Origin of the sequence: Ancrocorticia sp. (assembly GCF_052089425.1) — a bacterium.
GTDB lineage: Bacteria > Actinomycetota > Actinomycetes > Actinomycetales > Actinomycetaceae > Ancrocorticia.
Genome location: NZ_JBQCZW010000004.1, coordinates 89,242 through 108,831, shown reverse-complemented (window position 1 = coordinate 108,831; position 19,590 = coordinate 89,242). Strand labels below are relative to the sequence as shown.

General features: G+C 58.8%; 16 protein-coding genes and 2 tRNA genes. 12 read left to right on the top strand and 6 right to left on the bottom strand.

The genetic code is table 11. The features are described 5' to 3' along the window. Positions 1–18: 18 nt before the first annotated feature. Positions 19–91, bottom strand: a tRNA-Pro gene (locus tag ACTHV6_RS02970). A gap of 138 nt (positions 92–229) precedes the next feature. Between ACTHV6_RS02970 and ACTHV6_RS02965 the strand changes: the two genes are divergently transcribed. Both ACTHV6_RS02965 and ACTHV6_RS02960 read left to right on the top strand, forming a co-directional pair. Further along, positions 230–303 (top strand) — tRNA-Gly (locus tag ACTHV6_RS02965). A 38-nt stretch (positions 304–341) separates the two neighbouring features. After that, complete coding sequence (locus ACTHV6_RS02960; RefSeq protein WP_441385774.1) at positions 342–1,202, top strand: DMT family transporter; 861 nt, start codon at positions 342–344, stop codon at positions 1,200–1,202. 78 nt (positions 1,203–1,280) lie between these two features. Here the strand turns inward: ACTHV6_RS02960 and ACTHV6_RS02955 are convergent, their stop codons facing one another. Together ACTHV6_RS02955 and ACTHV6_RS02950 are read right to left on the bottom strand one after the other, a co-directional pair. Further along, positions 1,281–3,281, bottom strand: a complete 2,001-nt coding sequence (locus ACTHV6_RS02955; protein WP_441385773.1) for an ABC transporter ATP-binding protein — start codon at positions 3,279–3,281, stop codon at positions 1,281–1,283. Beyond that, positions 3,278–5,008, bottom strand: coding sequence for an ABC transporter ATP-binding protein (locus ACTHV6_RS02950; RefSeq protein WP_441385772.1), 1,731 nt, complete (start codon positions 5,006–5,008; stop codon positions 3,278–3,280). The genes ACTHV6_RS02955 and ACTHV6_RS02950 overlap by 4 nt, the downstream gene beginning before the upstream one ends. 322 nt (positions 5,009–5,330) lie before the next feature. Between ACTHV6_RS02950 and tig the strand changes: the two genes are divergently transcribed. The 6 genes from tig (at position 5,331) to ACTHV6_RS02920 (ending at position 10,904) form a co-directional block, all read left to right on the top strand. Continuing rightward, entirely contained in the window at positions 5,331–6,851 is a 1,521-nt protein-coding gene (gene tig / locus ACTHV6_RS02945; RefSeq protein WP_441385771.1) for a trigger factor, read from the top strand. A gap of 216 nt (positions 6,852–7,067) precedes the next feature. After that, the gene (locus ACTHV6_RS02940; protein ID WP_441385770.1) at positions 7,068–7,685 is read left to right on the top strand and encodes an ATP-dependent Clp protease proteolytic subunit; all 618 of its coding nucleotides are present in this window, start codon (positions 7,068–7,070) and stop codon (positions 7,683–7,685) included. A 6-nt stretch (positions 7,686–7,691) separates the two neighbouring features. Next, entirely contained in the window at positions 7,692–8,360 is a 669-nt protein-coding gene (locus ACTHV6_RS02935) for an ATP-dependent Clp protease proteolytic subunit (RefSeq protein ID WP_441385769.1), read from the top strand. A gap of 163 nt (positions 8,361–8,523) precedes the next feature. Further along, positions 8,524–9,789 (top strand): ATP-dependent Clp protease ATP-binding subunit ClpX, encoded by a 1,266-nt coding sequence (gene clpX, locus ACTHV6_RS02930; protein ID WP_441385768.1) that lies wholly within the window; start codon positions 8,524–8,526, stop codon positions 9,787–9,789. A 14-nt stretch (positions 9,790–9,803) separates the two neighbouring features. After that, a complete protein-coding gene (locus ACTHV6_RS02925) occupies positions 9,804–10,130 on the top strand; it encodes a chorismate mutase (protein WP_441385767.1) in 327 nt (108 codons plus the stop codon). A 9-nt stretch (positions 10,131–10,139) separates the two neighbouring features. Beyond that, a complete protein-coding gene (locus ACTHV6_RS02920; protein ID WP_441385766.1) occupies positions 10,140–10,904 on the top strand; it encodes a hypothetical protein in 765 nt (254 codons plus the stop codon). Here ACTHV6_RS02920 and ACTHV6_RS02915 read toward each other — a convergent pair. Then, positions 10,901–11,284: an SdpI family protein gene (locus ACTHV6_RS02915; RefSeq protein ID WP_441385765.1), complete on the bottom strand. Its 384-nt coding sequence runs from the start codon at positions 11,282–11,284 to the stop codon at positions 10,901–10,903. The genes ACTHV6_RS02920 and ACTHV6_RS02915 overlap by 4 nt on opposite strands. Positions 11,285–11,506: 222 nt before the next feature. On the opposite strand from ACTHV6_RS02915, the gene ACTHV6_RS02910 reads away from it, so the two are divergent. The 3 genes from ACTHV6_RS02910 to ACTHV6_RS02900 are packed head-to-tail and all read left to right on the top strand — an operon-like array spanning position 11,507 to position 14,120. Beyond that, the gene (locus ACTHV6_RS02910; protein ID WP_441385764.1) at positions 11,507–11,779 is read left to right on the top strand and encodes a hypothetical protein; all 273 of its coding nucleotides are present in this window, start codon (positions 11,507–11,509) and stop codon (positions 11,777–11,779) included. Further along, positions 11,776–13,473: a hypothetical protein gene (locus ACTHV6_RS02905; protein ID WP_441385763.1), complete on the top strand. Its 1,698-nt coding sequence runs from the start codon at positions 11,776–11,778 to the stop codon at positions 13,471–13,473. The genes ACTHV6_RS02910 and ACTHV6_RS02905 overlap by 4 nt, the downstream gene beginning before the upstream one ends. Before the next feature lie 5 nt (positions 13,474–13,478). Beyond that, complete coding sequence (locus ACTHV6_RS02900) at positions 13,479–14,120, top strand: ABC transporter ATP-binding protein (protein WP_441385762.1); 642 nt, start codon at positions 13,479–13,481, stop codon at positions 14,118–14,120. A gap of 37 nt (positions 14,121–14,157) precedes the next feature. Here ACTHV6_RS02900 and ACTHV6_RS02895 read toward each other — a convergent pair whose 3' ends face one another. After that, positions 14,158–15,975 carry an AMP-dependent synthetase/ligase gene (locus ACTHV6_RS02895; protein ID WP_441385761.1) on the bottom strand — a complete coding sequence of 606 codons (1,818 nt, stop codon included), beginning with the start codon at positions 15,973–15,975 and terminating at the stop codon, positions 14,158–14,160. A 100-nt stretch (positions 15,976–16,075) separates the two neighbouring features. Here ACTHV6_RS02895 and ACTHV6_RS02890 point away from each other — a divergent pair, with 100 nt between their 5' ends. Beyond that, positions 16,076–18,142 carry a prolyl oligopeptidase family serine peptidase gene (locus ACTHV6_RS02890; RefSeq protein WP_441385760.1) on the top strand — a complete coding sequence of 689 codons (2,067 nt, stop codon included), beginning with the start codon at positions 16,076–16,078 and terminating at the stop codon, positions 18,140–18,142. Between the two features lie 46 nt (positions 18,143–18,188). Here ACTHV6_RS02890 and ACTHV6_RS02885 read toward each other — a convergent pair whose 3' ends face one another. Further along, positions 18,189–19,469, bottom strand: coding sequence for an AGE family epimerase/isomerase (locus tag ACTHV6_RS02885; protein WP_441385759.1), 1,281 nt, complete (start codon positions 19,467–19,469; stop codon positions 18,189–18,191). Positions 19,470–19,590: the final 121 nt, after the last annotated feature.

Genomic DNA, 19,590 nt, shown 5'->3' with positions numbered 1-19,590 from the left:
TTCGGGGATACTCATCTGTCGGGGTAGCGGGACTCGAACCCACGGCCTCCCGCTCCCAAAGCGGGCGCGCTACCAACTGCGCCATACCCCGATTGTCCCAGAGGGACTAGCCCATACTAGGCGAAATTCGCGGGTCCTGCACCTTGGTAAGCCACTTTGACACACAGGGTTAGATCACACTTAGCCAAGGTGCGCTGCGATCGAGCAAGCTGCTAAACTCTATGGGCACGCGAATGTAGCTCAATGGTAGAGCCTCTGCCTTCCAAGCAGATTACGCGGGTTCGATTCCCGTCATTCGCTCCACTTATGATTCTGTACCCTCAATTCGGTAGGGTCACCCCATGTCCATAGGCTCCTTGGCACTCGTGTTGGCGGCGGCTGTGTGCCACGCCGTTTGGAACATGGCGGCGAAAAATTCCTCGGGCCAGCCCACCGTTTTCGTGTGGATGTACTTCACACTGGCAGGGCTGCTTTGCACACCGCTCGGCCTGATCGTCGGCAACGGCGCAGGCCACCTCCTGACGCCCCAGCTCCTCTTCGCCGCGACTATCTCCGGCATCATCCACATCGCGTATTCGATGACGCTACAGACCGGGTATTCCAAGGCCGATCTGGGCGTCGTGTACCCGGTGGCACGTGGTACGGGGCCGCTCATCACGGTGGTGGTAGCGGTCACGGTTCTGGGGGATCGCCCCGCCCCGTTGGCGCTGGCGGGCGGCATCGCGATCATCGGCGGGATCCTCGTGGTAACGGGGGCGGATCTGTTCCGCGGCGGAAACCCGCGCGTGGGCTTGGCATACGGCCTTGCCACGGGGGTCGCGATCGCTGGCTATACACTCTGGGACGATTACTCGGTGGCTGAACTGGGGAACCCGCCGATCCTTTACTACGGCCTCGCCTGTATCGCCCAGTCCCTCCTCATGGCGCCCGGTGTGATCCGCCGGCGCAACGATGTACGCGAGACGTGGCGCCGCGACCGCCGCGAAGTCCTGATCGCCGGCACTCTCTCGCCCGCAGCCTACGTGACCGTCCTATTCGTTATGCAGACCACCTCGGTGGCGCTGGTTGCCCCCGTCCGGGAGTCCTCGATCGTCATCGGCGCCCTGCTCGCCTGGTGGGTATACAAGGAACCTGATCCTCTCCGCAGAATTGTGGGAGCGGGAGTTGTAGCCACAGGCATTGCGTTGATTGCGGTTGCGTAGGGTTTGTAGGAATTCGTCGTCGTTAAAAAAGTAACGACGACGGCGGAGATCCCGCTGGATTCGTCAACTCGGTAAGAACTACTCCGAAGTCCCAGCAAACTGTGACATGAAGAGGCGGTAATAAGCGCCCTGGCGCTTCATGAGTTCATCGTGGCTGCCTTGCTCCACGATGCCGCCATCTTCCATGACGAGGATTGCATGAGCATCGCGAATTGTGGAGAGCCGATGCGCAATAACAAACGAAGTTCGGTCAGCGCGCAGCGCCGCCATGGCCTCTTGAACCAGCACTTCGGTGCGGGTATCCACCGAGGAGGTTGCCTCATCAAGGATGAGGAGTGACGGTTCTGCCAAGAATGCGCGGGCGATGGTGACGAGCTGCCGCTCCCCGGCTGAAATGTTAGACGCCTCACCGTTAATAACGGTCTGATAGCCATCGGGTAGCGATCGTACGAAGCGATCAACGTAGGTAGCATTGGCGGCAGCGAGCACTTCATCGTCCGTTGCATCCAAGCGTCCATAACGGATGTTTTCCATGATAGTGCCCTCAAAGAGAACCGCATCTTGAAGAACCATACCAATCTGACTTCGAAGTACGGAACGGCGAATAGTTTGAGTATCAACATCATCGATGAAGATGCCTCCCCCATTGACCTCGTAGAAGCGCATGATGAGGTTGACAAGGGTGGTTTTACCCGCGCCCGTGGGGCCAACGATGGCGATCGTTTGGCCTGCCAATACCTTGAGCGAGAGGTTTTCGATGAGAGGCCGGTCGGGGGAGTAGGAGAAGTCAACGTCCATGAACTCGACCTTGCCGCGAACGGGTGTAGCAAGCGTCGCAGCATTCTGAGGATCAGGCTCTTCTTCCTCTGCGTCCAGTAGCTCAAAGATGCGTTCGGCGGAGGCAACCCCTGAGATCAGCATGTTTGCCATGGACGCTACCTCGCCCAGCGGCTGGTTGAACTCTCGGGAGTACTGGATGAAGGCTGTGACGGCGCCGAGTGTCATCGTTCCAGTGGCCACACGAAGGGCTCCAACAACCGCGATCCCCACATAGCCGAGTTGGCTGACCCACTGCATGATCGGCATGATCATGCCCGAGTAGAACTGCGCCTTGAAAGAGGCCTCATAGAGGGCCTCATTGTGTTCGTTAAACTGTTCGCCCATGAGTTCTTGGCGTCCGAAAACGGTAATGATCTCGTGACCGGTGAAGGATTCTTCGATGGTTCCGTTCAATCGCCCGGTGTTGCGCCACTGGTCCGCAAAGAGCTTCTGTGATTTCGTTCCAACGATTCCCACAACCAGCCCGGAAAGCGGCAGCGCGATGAGGGCGATGAGCGCCATCTGCCACGATAGATAGAACATCATCACAACGATCCCGATGACGGTGAGGATGCAGTACACCAAGCTTGTGAATGCCTGCTGGAGGGCAGCCTGAACATTATCCACATCGTTCGTAGTGCGCGAGAGGATATCACCGCGTTGGTGCTTATCGAAGTACTTGAGCGGGAGATGGTTGACCTTGCGCTCAATATCTTGGCGGAGCTGGTACACGATTCTCATGACGATGTCATTGAGGAGGCGGCCCTGAAGCCACATGAAGAGTTGTGCGATCACATACATGCCCAGCACAATTCCAATGAGCTGAGCCAGCTCGCCAAACGCAATGCCAGCCCCCGGGACAAACTCCATGCCCGAAAGCATGTCCGCGATTTGTCCCTCGCCCGAAGCTCGTAGGCCTTCGATGACCTGAGTGGCCGTTGCACTCTCAGGCATCTGGGCTGAGACAACTCCGCCAAAGATGACATTCATTGCGTCGCCTAGAACATTGGGGGCCCAGACGTTGAAGATGACCGCGATGAGAATCATGGCGAAGACGAATGTCATTCCGATCGGGTGCGCGCCGAACGTCTTGAACAGGCGGATGGCTGAGGGCCAGAATGCCTTCGCCTTGCGGGGTGGGCCGCCTTCGAAATCGGTGACGTTCTGGGAGAGCTCGTAGATCTCGGAATCGCTCAAGGCTAAGGATTCGTTATTGGAAGGCAAAGGAGCTGAAGTAGCCGAACGTTTCGTCTTTTTCATGCGGCATTCTCCTCGCTGAGCTGGGAATTCACGATCTCCTGATACGTTGGGGAGGATTTTAGGAGCTGCTCGTGGGTGCCACGCGCGGTGATTGCGCCGTCATCTAGCACGAGAATTTGGTCCGCACTTGTGATGGTGGAGACACGCTGGGCCACGATGATTATGGTGGCGCCCTCCGTGTAGGTAGGCAGCGCGGCTCGCAATCGTGCATCCGTTGCCACGTCTAGGGCAGAGAAAGAATCGTCAAACACATAGATGCGTGGCCGGCTCACCAGCGCGCGGGCAATGCACAGGCGCTGGCGTTGGCCGCCGGAAACGTTGGTGCCACCCTGAGAGATCGCATAGTCGAGGCCGCCTTGCTCGCGAACAAATTCTGCGGCTTGAGCCGTCTCGAGGGCGTGCCACATCTCGTCACTGGTGGCGCTGGGAGCTCCGAACTGGAGGTTTGACCGCACGGTGCCAGAGAACAGATAGGGGCGCTGCGGCACGAATCCCACGGATTCGGTGATGGTAGCCCTGCTGAGAGCTCTGACGTGAGAACCGTCAAGAACCACTTCGCCAGACGTGGCATCTTGCAGTCTTGGGATGAGGTTAACCAACGTGGACTTGCCTGAGCCGGTGGCACCAATGATGGCGGTGGTTGTGCCGGCTTCCACCGTGAAGCTAAGCGCATCCAGCACGGGTGCCTCGGCCCCCGGATAAGCGAAGGAGACTCGACGGAACTCCACCGTCCCTCGGGGATTTTTCAGCTCGACCGGCGTTTCTGGTTCCGTCATTGAGCTGCTGGTGTCCAGCACTTCGCCTATACGGCGCGCACACACGACAGCGCGGGGGAACATCATGAACATGAACGTGCCCATCATGACGGCCACTAGAATTTGGAGCAGGTACTGCATGAACGCGGTGAGCGAGCCTACTTGAATGAGACCCTGGTCTACTCGATGCCCGCCAAACCACAGGACGGCAGCGGTTGCAAGATGGAGGATCATGGTAATGATGGGGCCCATGAGGATAAAGAGCCGCCCAATCCGTACGGACGTATCAGTGAGAACCGCGTTGGCATCAGTGAAACGCCTAGTCTCGTGATTCTCCCGGACGAAAGCCCGAACCACACGGATCCCCATGATCTGTTCGCGCATCACCCCGTTGATCGAATCGATGTTGTCTTGCATCCGCGTGAATAGCGGCATCAGCAGGCGCACCAGCAGCCCAACAATAAGGAGGAGCACAGGTACGGATACCCAGACCAGCCACGAGAGGCCCGGATCCTCCCGCACTGCCATGACGATCCCGCCGATGGACATAATGGGCACCATGACCATGAAATTCAGGCCCATGAGGATAACGAGTTGGACCTGCTGGATGTCATTGGTGCCGCGCGTGATGAGCGTTGCAGCACCGAAGCGAGAAACATCGTTAGCGGAAAAGGAATCGACTCTCTGGTAAATGCCGCTGCGCATATCACGCCCGGTCGCCATCGCAACGCGCGCACCGCACCAGACGGCAAGGACGGCGCTGGCCACCTGACCAAAGGCAACGGCCAGCATGAGACCACCTACCCTCCAAATGAACTCGGTATCACCCTCAACAACGCCTTCATCAATGATTCGGGCGTTGAGGCTGGGCAAGTAGAGCGTGGCCAAGGTGGAGGCCAGTTGCAGGAGAATGGCTAATACAATGAGTGAAACATACGGTTTTGTATATTTTCGGACAAGGGTCCAGAGCATAAGAATCCTCAGGGCTCGAAGGGGCGAGTTGAAAGAATACACAGCTCTAGGACCCATGTCAGGATCCCAGAATTGTGATATGGGTTATGGTTGTATTTACGACGACGGCGAAGCCTGCCTCCCAGGTTCCAAGCCGGAAACCCACTAGATGTGTGCGCTCTCTCGCACATTCGAATCGCGGTAAACCCACGAACTGGCGTAGGATTGACCGGTATGCGCGCACCCTGTGTGCGGCGCCCGCGAAATAATGGATGCCGTTGGCATCCCCCGAATACGTCCGGGTGGCCAAGCCGCCCCTTCTCAACTGAGTGGAGAAACCCCTGTGAAGAGCTCCGTCGAGATTCTCGAGCCCACCAAGGTCAAGGTGACCATTGAGGTGCCGTTCGAGGAGTTTCAGCCTGCTATCGATCGTTCCGCCAAGGAAATCGGCAAGCAGATCAACATCCCCGGCTTCCGTAAGGGCCACATTCCGTCCCGCGTGCTCGAGGCCCAGATTGGCCGCGGCGCGATCGTCGAGGATGCCGTCAACAACTCACTAGACGGCTACTACTCCGAAGCGGTCAAGGATAACGAACTCGTGCCGATGTCCCGCCCTGAGGTGGACGTGACGGCAGTGCCGGTTGAGCGCGATGACAAGTCTGACCTCGTGTTCGCGGTGACCGTGGAAGTTCGCCCCGAAATCGTGATCCCCGATCCCGCCGGAATCACCCTGAACGTTGATTCTGTCGAGGTCAGCGATGAGGATACCGAAGAGCGCCTGACCTCCCTGCGCGAACGTTTTGGCACACTCACCGATGTTGAGCGCAAGGCAGCCGATGGCGATTTCGTGACCATCGATATGACCGCTGAGGTTGACGGGGAAGAAATCGATTCCGTCTCCGGCGTTTCCTACCAGATCGGCTCCGGCACGATGCTGGACGGCATCGACGAGGCGCTCGTTGGTATGTCCGCTGGCGAAACCACCAACTTCACCTCCAAGATCGCCGGTGGCGAGCACGAGGGCGAAGAAGGCGACGTCACCGTGACCGTGGAGAACGTTCAGGAGCAGGAGCTGCCAGAGGCGGACGATGATTTCGCTCAGCTCGCCTCCGAGTTCGACACCATCGATGAGCTCAAGGATGATCTGCGTGAGCAGGTTGCCAAGGACAAGAGCACCAACCAGGTGTACGCCGCCCGCGATCAGCTTCTGGAGACGCTGCGCGAAGAAGTCCAGTTCCCACTTCCCGCCTCCGTGGTGGAAGACGAACTGGCCAACCACCTTGAGCAAGAGGGTAAGGAAGCGGACGATCCTCACGGCGAGGAAGTCCGCGGAGATATCGAGACCGCCCTGCGCGATCAGATGATGCTGGACAAGCTGTCCGAGATGTTCAAGGTTCAGCCCGATCAGAATGAACTGTTCAGCTTCATGATGGAGCAGGCTCAGGCCTACGGCATGGATCCGAACCAGTTCATTCAGGCTGCCGCTCAGACCAACCAGATCGGCGCATTCGCCGGCGAGCTGACCCGCGGTAAGGCCCTCATTTCGGCCCTGCGTTTGGCCAAGGTTGTGGATTCCGAAGGCAATGAGCTGGACGTGACCGCCGTGGTTGGGGAGGCCCCCGAGGGCGAAGAAACCCCAGACTTCAGCGCACAGCCCGCCAAGGCTGCCGCTCCCACCGCACAGACTGCCGAGAAGGACGCGCCGTCCTCTGAGGCTGCCGAGCTGTTCGATCCCTCGACCGCCAAGGTCAACGAGGTTCTCGATTACGCAGCAAGCGTTGACGAGGCCGAGCGCACTCGTATCCTCGAGGCCGAGAAGGCAGGCAAGGCCCGCAAGAGCCTGATCGCCAAGCTGGAGGCGTAAGCGCTTCGCAAGGTTTCCTAGGACAGGGGCTCGCACTCACGTGTGGGCCCCTTTTCTGTGGGCTTTCTGCGGGTTGGGCGTTCGGCTTCGTGCCCAAAGCGAAAAGAGTGCCTTAAGCCGTGAAAGGGACTGTGCCACGCGATAAGGTTTTGGATGTAATAGTCCGGGGGTTGCCTCGGAGCAACCCGGAAGGTTCCGGATTAGGAAGGACACCAAGTGAGCACCACGCCACAGTTGGCAGGCGATGGCAGGGATCAGGGCCTTGCCCTCGGCGATGCCGTTTACAACCGGCTCCTGAAGGAGCGAATCATCTGGCTCGGATCTGAGGTTCGTGACGATAACGCGAACGTCATCTGTGCCCAGCTCATGCTGCTGGCCGCAGAGGATCCAGAGAAGGATATTTTCCTATACATCAACTCTCCCGGCGGATCGGTTACCGCGGGCATGGCCATCTACGACACCATGCAGTACGTGGGGCCGAACGTTGTGACCGTTGGAATGGGCATGTGCGCCTCCATGGGGCAGTTCCTGCTGAGCGCGGGCGCCAAGGGCAAGCGTTTCTTGACCCCTCATACCCGCGTCCTTATGCATCAGCCCTCCGGTGGCGCCGGCGGATCGGCCATCGATATCAGGATTAACGCGGATCTCATTCTGGGAATGAAGAAGGAGCTTTCCGCTATCACTGCTGCCAACACGGGCAAGACCGTGGAGCAGATCATCACCGATTCGGATCGTGACCGTTGGTTCACGGCTCAGGAAGCGTTGGAGTACGGGTTCGTGGATAACATCATCGCGAATGCTTCCTCGCTTAATCTCGGATCCACGGAGGAGTAAGCGCAGATGAACATGAATCTCAATGCACAAATGCCGGGCGGAAGCGCCGGCCAGATGCCATCATCGCGCTACGTTCTGCCGAACTTCGAAGAGCGCACGCCCTACGGCTACAAGCGTCAGGACCCCTACGCGAAGCTGTTCGAGGATCGCATCATCTTCTTGGGTGTCCAGGTGGATGATGCCTCAGCAGACGATGTGATGGCTCAGCTCCTCGTTCTGGAGTCACAGGATCCCGATTCTCCGATCACCATGTACATCAATTCGCCCGGCGGTTCTTTCACCGCATTGACGGCGATTTACGACACGATGCAGTACATCAAGCCAGAGATCCAGACCGTGTGCTTGGGTCAGGCGGCTTCTGCTGCAGCTGTGCTTCTGGCCGCCGGAGCCCCGGGTCGCAGGCTTGCCCTTCCCAACGCGCGAGTGCTGATCCATCAGCCCGCTATGGAGGGAATGCAAGGTCAGGCTTCCGACATCGCGATCGTGGCAGATGAGCTGGATCGTATGACGGACTGGCTGTGCAGCACTCTTGCCTTCCACACCGAGGGCAAGAAGACGGCAGAAGAAGTCGCCAACGATATTCAGCGTGACAAGATCTTGACCGCCGCGGCTGCTAAGGAATACGGCCTCGTGGATCAAGTTCTTGTTTCCCGCAAGATTCAGCCACAGAACTAGCACATGCTGATGAGAATGCCCCCGAGAGATCGGGGGTATTCTTGTCCCTATGCTGAGCTGTCAGGTGAAGTTAGGCGTGGGTGCGTGACGTGGGGGCGATGATGGTGTGAAATAGGTGGTGGTTCGCAAAACACCGCACCATGAACGCAACCGAGGAGTCCTTATGCCGCGTACGGCCGATGCCGCCGATATGCTCAAGTGCTCGTTCTGTCAGAAGAGCCAACGGCAGGTCCGCAAGCTGATCACTGGATCTGGCGTGTACATCTGCACGGAGTGCGTTGAGCTCTGTAACGAGATCATCGCGGAGGAACTGGAAGAAGAGAAGGCAGCATCGTTCTCTCTGGATTCGCTGCCCAAGCCCACGGAGATCTACTCATTCCTCGATGAATATGTGGTGGGGCAGAATGCAGCCAAGCGCACCCTATCCGTGGCGGTGTACAACCACTACAAGCGCATCCGTGCTCAGGGGCGCCCCCAGCGCCACTCGGATGAGGACGTGCAGATCGGCAAGGCGAACATCCTGCTGCTTGGGCCAACGGGTACGGGCAAGACCTACTTGGCGCAGTCACTCGCACGCATGCTGGACGTGCCCTTCGCGATCGCCGATGCCACTGCGCTGACCGAGGCCGGCTATGTTGGCGAGGATGTGGAGAACATCCTGCTCAAGCTCATTCAGGCCGCTGATGATGATGTCAAGCGTGCGGAGATGGGCATCATCTACGTGGATGAGATCGATAAGATCACGCGTAAATCTGAGAACCCCTCGATCACCCGAGACGTCTCCGGTGAGGGAGTCCAGCAGGCCTTGCTCAAGATTATTGAGGGGACGGTTGCCTCCGTCCCTCCGCAGGGCGGACGCAAACACCCTCAGCAGGAGTTCGTCCAGATCGACACCTCCAACATCCTTTTCATTTGCGCGGGTGCCTTTGCTGGGCTTGAAGAAATCATCTCCTCGCGTGCCGGGCGGCGCGGCATCGGATTCGGCGCCCCGCTCCACGTGAGTGATGAAGAAGTGCTGAGCGAAGTGAACCCGGATGATCTTCACAAGTTCGGGCTGATCCCCGAACTGGTGGGCCGGCTTCCTGTGATCGCCACGGTCGATGCACTGTCCGAGGACGATCTGATCCAGATTCTCACCGAGCCGCGCAACGCTCTGGTAAAGCAGTACGAGCGCATGTTTGAGCTGGACGGAGTCAAGCTCACCTTCACGGACGGGGCGTTGCGGGCAATGGCCAATGAGGCCATGGCGCGCGGCACCGGCGCGCGCGGATTGCGTTCGATTCTGGAACGGGTGCTCAGCGAGCAGATGTTCGAGCTACCATCACGTAGTGACGTACAAGAAGCTGTGTTCGAGGAAGCATGTGTTACCGCGAACGCTGAGCCCAAGCTTGTGCTCCGTTCGAAGAAGAAGGCCGGTCAAAGCGCATAACCAAAGGAGTGTGTATGCCAGAGAACGTCACGCCAGCTGAGGTTCCCGCAGAACTTGACGCCTACCGCCATACCATCGATAACTTGGATGCCGCTCTCATTCACATTCTGGCTGAACGGTTCCGTTGCACCCAGCAGGTCGGGTTTCTCAAGGCGGAACGCGGGCTACCGGCCTCCGATGCTGCCCGCGAGGACCGTCAGATTACTCGCCTCCGGCAGCTCGCCACCGAATCTGGTCTCGATCCCGTGTTCGCGGAGAAGTTCGTGAAATTCATCGTGGCTGAAGTGATTCAACACCATCAGGAGATCGCCACGCAGCTATCGGATGAGGACGGCTGCTAAGATCACCGCATGAGTGCGGCATTTTCGGGGTCCAGCGCGTACGGCTTGGGTGGTTCGGGCGGGTTTGTTTCTTTAGGAACGGACCCGCAACAGCTTGCCGTGAACAAGTACCGCCGATATCTGAACCCGACCGCGTGGCAGAAACTCGCGGGCAGGCTGACGGGTGTACTTGCCGCGTTGGCTAGTGTCTGGATCCCGTTTGGGCACATATTCCTTGGTAGCGACGGCGGATGGATGATCTTCATCGGCATAATCATGTTCGTGCCCGTTTGCCTGACAGTAGTGATCGTCCATTACATCCTGATCCGTCTATATTCCCGGACACTGGGGCAGCGGTCAGCAGGACCGTATGCATCCTTCGCGGTGTTGCTGGTTCTGATCGCCGGGGCGCTTTACCCCTTCGCGTCTCAGGACTTCGGAGATTCGGGGCCTACAGTCCAGTCATGGGTAGAAAGACAATTTGACCTGTCAGGAAATACCGCAGCCACCATCATGGCCGTCATGTTCTATGTGGTTGCTGGCAGCGGTATCCTCATGTTGGTACTGGACATCGTTGATCTCGTGCGGCTTAACGCCGCGCTCAACGCAACGGGTGGGGGACCGGCATATAATAGCGGGAGGCAGTGGGCATCGCAGCCGTACCGTCAACCGCAGCCCCAGCCGGCGCCCGGCCCTCAGCAGGGCCGGTGGGCGTCAGGACAGAATCATCCGCCTACCACGCCACCGGTGCACAGTCCTTTCTCGGAGCAGCCAGGGTCTAATGCGTGGGGCTAGTGTTCTTCGCCGGTTGACTGATTGAAGCGTCGTGCGGAGAAATGAGCGGACACACCAACTCCCACAACCACGAAACACAGGGCCGCTCCGATTCCCGAGAGAATCCACCAATACTTAGTACTCATGTCGTTAACGTTGCCACTGCTGGCTCCGCCAGCTATGACGGTCGCGCACAGCGCCACACACAAGAGTGCACTGAACAGGAAACCGTTGGCGTATTTCTTATGGACGTACTGCCACACTGCCGTGGAAGCCATCGTCTCCACCGTCCGCAAGCCGGTTGCAGCATTCAATGGGAGTTCCCCATGTTTTGATGCTCGGTATATCCAGCAAAAAAGTGCCGTTGTCGCAACGAAAACTACGCCCAATAGTATCAACATACTTTGACGATACTCCTTCTCTGGGATGTGAGGCTGCGCCTTCGGGAGTCGACATCCCCTCCGGGCCAATATATAAACCCATTCTCTCAAAAAGTGGACGGGCTTATATGAACCAACAACTGTAGCTATCATCAAGGTGTTCATGTGGCCACGGACGGCCTTTTGAACGGACTGTTGACGTAACGGCCCTGTTCCAACGATGGAGAGGCGGAGGAATCGTTCGTGCTCAAGAACATCATCCGGATTGTTTCAGTTCTCGTGTCTTTCTCCCTTGGGGTGTTAGCACTGGGGCTGGTGGAAGAACTTGATTCAAGTTTTCCACTGAAAACACAATATGGAGTAACAGTTGAGACCGGGGATTCACCGCTGGACAAGGCCAGCCTTATCGATGGGCTTGACACATTTGCTGATGAGCGTGGCTTGTTCCTCGCCAAGGTGTCCTCCGATCGAGAGGGTTCGTCTACTTCCAAGAACCTCATATTTTCGGGGAAGTGACGCCGGAACCTGATGGCCCTGTTTGGTTTGATCCCAACACGGACGGGAAACTCATTCCTTCCGATGAGCTGGGGGATCGACCGCTCGATGGCTACTACGTGACCTCCGCAGACTCGTCTGAACTTGAGGAACTCTATGGATGGGCAGAGGACCATGGAGTTTCCATCACAGACTACGTCCAGCGATCACCGCGCAGTGCAATCACAACACTGCTAGGTGGAACTGGCGCCGGTATGTCGGTGGCAAGTGCACTCCTCCTGTTTGTTGCGGCGAGCAATACATGGTTCTATTCCAAGGGGCCTTCGAGGAATATTCGAATGCAGAGCGGCATTTCGCGATGGCGCATTCATCTCGCGGATATCTGGTCACTCTCACGAGAGATGATTGTTTTCGAATTGGTAGGACTTGTTGCCTTCATAGCGATCGTTGGTGTGATAGTCGGGAGTGGCGGTGCTTTGACCGTCGCAAAATGGACCACCTTTTTCCTCGTGGCTGCGATTGCCATCATGCTGCTGGTTTTCATCGCGCTGTCGTGGTTTACGCGGCCTAAAGTCAAGAACATCGGTCAGAGGATTATCCCGTGGAGGGGCGTGCTCCGTGTGGGTATAGGGCTGAGGGTCTTGGCGGTCACGTTAGCTGTCATCGCCATTCCGTTCGCCATCTCGTACATGCAGTCGGCACGCGGGGCCCATTCGGAAGCTGCCAACTGGGAGCGGGTTCGTGGGGTAGTGCGCATCACTCTCACTATGGCGTCGGATACTGCGACGAATGTGGAGGAATTTACCGACAATTTCGATGAGTTGATGGAGTTATCTGAAAACAATGACATTCTGGCATTGTCATTCGCTCTCGATCAGATGGTCGAAATGCAAAGTATTGAGGATTCGGAGTTCGAACACATAGTTATCACGAATCCAAGGTATCTCGATCTCTGGGATATGAAGGGCCTCGAGGCTGTCGATCACACTGACGTACCAGCCCCATTGCAGGAGGAAATAGAAGGAATCCTCGAAAGCTGGTCTCGTGACAGTGAAGGCCCTGCAGCCGATGCTTGGTACACGGTGCCGTCTGGCGCTGAACCCATGCAAGCCATCGGAACGTACGCTGATCGCGGCAACGGCGTGAACACCGATGACTCGTTGATTGTCGTGATTGACGATCCCGCAAAGGAACTCATAGCTGAGGGTGTGCTGGATGCGCTGGCGGCCAACGGACAACTGGTATTCACCGATGCGAATATGCTGCGTGAGCTTGTGAATAATTCGGGGATGTCCCGCTACGTAGCATCAATTGACAATGTGGCTGATCAGTTGCTCGACACCGCCCAGAAGTACGATGAACAGGCCCGGCTGGGACTCCTTGCGGTAACCATTGCGGCCACCACACTCGTCATCACCCTCGTCGAAGGCGCGCTTCTGTGGACCGACAGGCACAGGCGCAACATATTTGTGCTGCATAGTTACGGGAAATCGTTCAGCAGGATTCAACTCGGTCAGGTTGCCGGGGATTCGGCGGTGGTAGTTGCCACCGTCACCGCCGGCAGTTGGATCGCATATTTGCTTTACGAATTGCCTCCGCAGCAAGTATTGCTCACTGCGCTCGCGATTGTTGCTGTGTATATTCCGTTCACCTATACGGCTCATTTGCTGGCGCAGCGGAGCATGTGGCGGCGGATGGTTGGAAGGAAGAACTGATTAGTATGACCGAAATAGTAGCCAAGAATCTCAAAGCAAATGTTGGTCAACGAGTGATTTTTGAGCAGGTGTCGCTGAGTATCCCAGACCGAAGTATCGTCGCCTTAGTGGGACCATCTGGGTCAGGAAAAACCACTTTGCTCAACTGTCTGGGTCTTCTCAGGACTCCGGATCAGGGCACGATCGAGTTTGATGGACACCAAGCGGTTGAACGGTGGTCAGATAGATCCCGCCGAGAGTTTTGGCGTGACAAGGCCGCCTTCATCTATCAGGACTACGGGCTGATCGAGGATGAAACCGTTGCCTACAACGTCACGCTTCGAACGCCTTCAATCTTCGGGCGCCGGCGCTCAGACTCTAAGCTGGAACAGACTCTTGAGACCGTTGGCCTGTCTGGCCGGGAAAATGAACGTGCCGTCGTACTTTCCGGTGGCGAGAAACAACGAGTGGGTATCGCCCGTGCGCTTTACAAGGGAGCTACGTGCATTTTTGCCGATGAGCCAACAGCCTCGCTGGACGCAAAGAACAGGCAGCTCATCACTGACCTGCTCCGTCGATCGGCAATGGACGGAGCAAGTGTTGTGATCGCAACTCACGATGAGCGCCTTGCCAGCGAAGCGGATGCCGCCTATACCCTCGGGCAATAGAAGGCATCCGGCGGTGTCGAACAATCGGTGGTAGCCCCTACTTCTCGTAAATCTCGTCGATCGTGGTAGCGAAGTCTTGGAGGACGAGGTTTCGCTTCACCTTGAGGGATGGGGTGAGGTACCCGTTGTCCGTGGTGAAATCGATGGGCAGGACCTTGAACTTGCGGATCGATTCGGCGCGAGAGACGGCCTCGTTGGCACGCTTAATGGCGCGGTCGATCGATGCGAGAACCTGAGGATCTTTGACGGCCTCGGCGGCGGTCAGCGCATCGAAGCCGTGATTCCTCAACCACGCGGGCAGCATGTCCGCATCAAGCGTGACAAGGGCGGAGATGAAGGGGCGCTGGTCACCCACCACCACGATCTGGGAGATGAGCGGATGGCCGCGCAGGCGATCCTCCAGCACAGCGGGGGCAACGTTCTTGCCACCGGCCGTGACGATGAGTTCCTTCTTGCGCCCCGTGACCCACACAAAGCCATCCTCATCGAGGTGGCCGAGATCCCCTGTGCGCAGCCAGCCATCTTCGGTGAAGGTCTCCTTGGTGGCCTTATCGTTGTTGTTGTACCCCATGAAGATGTGATCGCCCTTGGCGAGGATCTCTCCATCATCGTTCACGCTGACGCGGCAGCTGGGGTAGGCGCGGCCAACCGAGCCCACCTTGATGCCGCCTGGAACGTTGACGCACGTGGGCGCCGATGTTTCCGTCAGGCCGTACCCCTCAAACACCGTGATGCCGATGGAACGGAAGAAGTGGCCGAGGCGCTCACCAAGGGGAGCCCCGCCCGAGATCGCGTACTTGAGCTGACCGCCGGTGATACTACGCAGCTGCTGGTAGACCAACCGGTCTCCGAGCCGGTGGGATGCCGTCAGAGCGGCGCTTGGCCCCTCCTTGGTTTCCAGAGCGCGCGAATAGTTGATGGCCACCTTGGCATAGTGGCGGAACAGGCGCAGCTTGACGCCGTGGCCAGCCTTGGCATCGGCGGCGTTGTAGATCTTCTCAAACACGCGCGGCACCGCAAGCACGTAGGTGGGCTTGAAGGACTGCATGTCACCCACGAGGTTCTTCGTGTCCGGTGAGTATCCGATGATGTTGCCTGCATACATCGCCATGAGGTTGATGAACCGAGCAAACACGTGGGCCATGGGCAGGAAGAGGAGCGTGCGCTGCTTGCCCGCGACGATCTTGGCCAAATTCTCGTCCAACGGCCCGTTGATGACTACAGCCAACAGGTTGCGGTGGCTCAGCTTAGCGCCCTTCGGATTGCCCGTGGTGCCCGATGTGTAAATGATTGTGGCTAAATCATCGGCGTGAATAGCATCGATGCGGCGGTCAATTTCTGCATCGTCTTCGAGTGAGCCGTGTGCGGAGATTTTGCCCTGGGCGTCGTCGTCGACAATAAAAACGTTCTCCAAGAACTTATGCTTTTTCACCATCGGAGCCAAAATGGACGCCATCTGGGCCGTCTCGGCCACGATGTAGCGAAGGTGCGAATCCTCGATGATCCAACCCGCCTGGTCCGTGGAATCCGTTTCGTAGATCGGCACGCCAACCGCTCCCGCGGCCCAAATCGCCATATCGAATAGGGTGAATTCGTAGCGCGTGTGGCACATGATCCCGATGCGGTCCCCGGGCTGGACTCCCAGGCCGATGAGGCCGCGTGCGATGTCCCGGAACTCGTCCTCAAACTGCTTCCACTGAACGGGAACCCACGTGTTGATGGAGGACTTGCGTTCGATCACCACATGCCCCGGCTTGTCGCGGGCGATCTGGCGATACACCCACGGGATGTTCATCTCGTCCGTAATTTTGATCTTGCCGGGCGTGAAGGAAACACGGCGCTCGGGAGAACTCATGTGCGAAATCTGCCTCTCGTGAAAACAAAACTCAAGTGCGCGGCGCTGGCGCACGATCCATGCTACTTTATCGCACGTTTGACGGCGGTAGCATGACAACATGACCACCACCGAAGAAAAAGAAAAAGCACCGGAGCTCCCAACGTTTGACAATATCTCAGCCTTCGTTCGATCCGGACGCATCATGGGGCTGGCGGGCCACCCGAACGGCACCGTCGTGGCCACCGTGAGCGAGCCCAACGAGAAGGGGACGGCGTTCATCACCCAGCTGGTGGCCGTTGAGCGGGAGGACGGTGCGGACGGCACGGGACCAATCACCACCCGCTACCTCACACACGGGGCGGAATCGGCCAGCTTACTTGTCATCGGCGCGCGCGGCGAAGTGTACTTTTCCCGCAAGGATGGCCGCGAAGAAGAAGAGGGCAGCGCCGTGTGGATGCTGCCGCCTCAGGGCGAGGCGCGCATCGTTCTACGCCGCTTCGAGGGAGTGGATTCCCTCCAGGTGACCAACACGGGGGTTGTTGTGACTGCTTCCCTCATGCCATCGGCGAAGGACGTGGCCGAATCGGACGGTTTTGCGAAGGAGCGGAGCGAGGCCAAGACCAGCGCCGTTTTGTACGATTCCTTCCCTGTGCGCCGGTGGAACGCAGATTGCGGGCCAACCGAGCGGCGCTTGTTCGTGGGAGGGTTACCCGCCCTATACGGGGACGATTCGATCGAGCTGACCGAAGTGGGGCTGCCGTCTGTGCCGGACAGCGTGGACGAGTGGAAGCTCGGGGGCGCCGTGGCGGGGCGCGATGGGGCCACGGTTTTGCTCACGATGTCCGTGCGCACCGGGATCACCGAGGCGTCGCAGGTATGGAGCGTTCGCTTCGACGGAGCGCTGGGCACCGATGGCGCCGTGGCGGGGCAACCCGAGCTTGTGGCGGGCGATGCCGCGAAGTCATACAGCGCTGGGGAGATCGCTCCCGACGGCACCTGGGCGCTGGTTTCGTCCCACCTTCCACCGTTGGCAGGTCAGGTTCTGGATACCGAGGTGTTCCGATACGATCTGGCTACCGGCGAGTTCACCGGGCTTACGGAGGGCTTCGACAACACCCCGTCCGGCTCGGTTATTACTGGAGCCGGGGACGTTGTTGTCACGGCTAACCGGCGCGGGCGCGGGGGAGTGTTCCGGTTGGAGAATGGGGCCGGAACGCTGATAACCGACGACGACGAATACACATACTCCTCCCTTTCCGTATGCGGTGATGGTCTGGTGGCGCTGCGCTCCTCGCTGGCAGAACCGCCCACCGTTGTGTTGATCGACCCTCGGACGGGGCGGGTTGAGGTGGCCCCGCCGCTAGGGGCTGAGCTGGAGCTGCCGGGAGAGCTGACGGAAATCTTCGCTACCGCGGAAGATGGCACGGCGCTTCGGGCGTGGTTGGCGTTGCCGGAAACGGAGGCGGCGAGTCCGCTCGTGATATTTGCTCACGGCGGGCCGTGGGGCTCGTGGAACGATTGGACGTGGCGGTGGAATCCGTGGCCGTTTGTGGCGCGGGGATACGCAGTGTTGCTGCCTGATCCGGGCATTTCCACCGGGTACGGCAAGCATATGGTTTCTCGCGGCCATGACGGTCTGGGCAACGAGCCGTTCACAGACATCATGGCGCTAGCCGATGCTGCTATCTCCCGCCCCGATATTGATGAGGCGCGTCAGGCATTTGCCGGGGGATCGTACGGCGGGTACATGGCGAACTGGGTGGCCGGGCATACGGGGGACCGATTCACGTGCATTGTCAGCCACGCAGGCCTATGGGACATCGAAACGATGAGCAAGGCCACCGATAACGGTTCGTGGTACACGTGGATGATGGGGGAGCTGCCCGGAGGCGGCAATCAGGCCACGCTGTGGTCACCTCACCTGAGCGCCGAACAGATTCAGGTGCCCATGCTCGTGATCCACGGGGACAAGGACTACCGTGTGCCCTTCAATCAGGCACTCGAACTATGGCAGGATCTACAGCGCCTTCATCCGGAGGCCGGCAACAAGTTCCTGTACTTCCCAGACGAGGGGCACTGGATCTTGAAGCCCGCGAACGCTCAGGTGTGGTACGAGACGTTCCTTGCCTTCCTCGACGAGCATGTGCTGGGCAAGGAGTTCGCCCGCCCGGCGCTGCTGGGATAGTCGGAGGTGCCAGGGTAAGGGCGGGCGTGGCCTCAGTGGCTCTACCTCAACGGGCTGCGGCGCCGTTCTTTGCGGCGAAGGCTGCCACGCCCTCGCCCTCAGGAAGCAGCGGGTACAGCGTGGCTTGATAGACATGGTAGATGTCCGGGCGGCCGTCCCACGTCAGTGAGGTGGGACGGTTGTCTCCGTCAAGCTCGTGCTGCCAAGCTCCGAGGGTTTCGGGGACGAAGTACTGCTGGCAGTACTCCCAGATGGTGTTGTACCACTGGGCGTAGAACTCATCATTCGTCTCGCGGTACAGGAGCACGGCGGCGCTCACGGCCTCGGGTGGGGCCCAGAAGAACTTGTCCGACACCACGGGGCTGCCATCCCAATCCACCGTGTAGTAAAAGCCGCCCGTTGGGGTCCATCCCTCCGTGATGCCGTGCTTGAAGAGTGATTCGGCGGTGGGAACGAGCCATGGCTCATCGATTCCCAGGCCATGGATCTGCATGCACAGCTTCGCCCATTCGAGCCAGTGGCCCACGGTGGAGCCATAGGGGCGGAAGGCGTGCCGCTTCTCATTGATGTTGTAGTCCCAGATGGGCGTCCATTCTGAGTCAAAGTGCTCGGGTAGGCGCCACGGGGCGGTGGCCGCGATGCGGGCGAGTTCGTCAGTAGGCTCGGAGGTAGCTGGCAGGACGGCGCGGCCCGCGACGAACGTGGCGATCGAGGTGGCTCTGGCCAACAGTTTGGGATCTCCCGTGGCCTCGTAGGCGGCCAGAAGCGCCTCGGTCAGATGCATGTTCGCGTTCTGCCCGCGGTAAGGATCCAACTGGGTGAACGTGGCGTCGTAGCTCTCCTTGGCTCGTCCAGCTTCTTCGTCCCAATAGTAGGTATCAATGACGTGGAGGGTTGCGTCCAGCAGCTCGCGGCCGCGGCTGAACCCGGCTTGGGTTGCCGAGGAAGCGGCCAGAAGAAGCTGGGCGGTGCCATAGAGCTCCTTGGCATCCGATGGGGAGGTTCCACCGACCTGCGCGAACCAGCCGCCATGTTCGTGATCGCGGCCAGCGCCGTCCACATAAAAATCTAGCCCGTGCTCCACCACGTCGCGGGCTCCGGGCTGGCCGGCCATTGCGGCGAGCGAAAAAATGTGGATCATCCGGGAGCCGATCCACAGTTGGTGGCCCTCTGCCGGCATAGGATCACCATGTGCATCCAGCCATGCGTAGCCGCCTTCGGGTGAACACACGTGGGCTTTGGCAAAATCGAGGAGGCCGCGGCGGTGATCGGCAAGCCAGCTGAGGTGACTGGAATCCTCGAAGAGAGGGATGACGTGTTCAGACATGTTCTGCTTCCGGCGAGTAGAGCTGTGCGTAAAAAGGGAGAGAGAAGCGGGGGGGGGGGGGGGGGGCCCCCCCCCCCCCCCCAATAAAATTTTGTTGTTAATTTTATACAAGAAGTGATAG